This window comes from Thiocapsa sp., from assembly GCF_011390875.1.
Lineage (GTDB): Bacteria > Pseudomonadota > Gammaproteobacteria > Chromatiales > Chromatiaceae > Thiocapsa.
Genome location: NZ_JAABRP010000306.1, coordinates 1 through 482, shown reverse-complemented (window position 1 = coordinate 482; position 482 = coordinate 1). Strand labels below are relative to the sequence as shown.

Below are 482 nucleotides of genomic sequence, written 5' to 3'. Positions count from 1 at the left end.
TGGATCATGTCTTCAGGCCAAGCCCGGCGGTGCTGCAACGGAGGTCACCATGGCCCTCTCCCAGGACGATATCCAATTCATCAAAGCCCACATGGGCGAGTGGCTCGCCGAGCAGAGCCTCGGCAAACCCTCCATCGTCTATGAGATCGAGCTGCGCGAGCGCATGGTGCGGGTCGAGGAGGCGCTCAAACATCAGGGCGAGCTGATGCGGCAGGGATTCGAGCAGATGGAGAAGCGCTTCGAGCTGATGGAGAAGCGCTTCGAGCAAATGGATAGGCGCTTCGAACAAAGCGACAAACGCATCGAGGATCTCATCAAGCGTCACGACCATCAGTTCATGTGGCTGATCGGCTTCATCACGACCATCGCCGCGCTCATCATCGCCGCCGGAAAATGGCTATAAAGACTCTTTCCGGGCCTCGCTCATTCAACCGCGCCCGGTGCGGTATGCGTCATGCGTTGGACTGGTTTGGCCGCGCCCG

The 482-nt window shown here is 59.5% G+C and carries 1 protein-coding gene; it reads left to right on the top strand.

All coding sequences use genetic code 11. The features are described 5' to 3' along the window. Positions 1-49 precede the first annotated feature (49 nt). Entirely contained in the window at positions 50-403 is a 354-nt protein-coding gene (locus GPT33_RS17505; protein ID WP_296811606.1) for a hypothetical protein, read from the top strand. The last annotated feature ends 79 nt before the right edge of the window (positions 404-482 follow it).

What these genes read in the sequence shown, in the direction of transcription:
- GPT33_RS17505 (WP_296811606.1), top strand. Translation starts at nt 50, where the DNA reads ATGGCCCTCTCCCAGGACGATATCCAATTCATCAAAGCCCACATGGGC.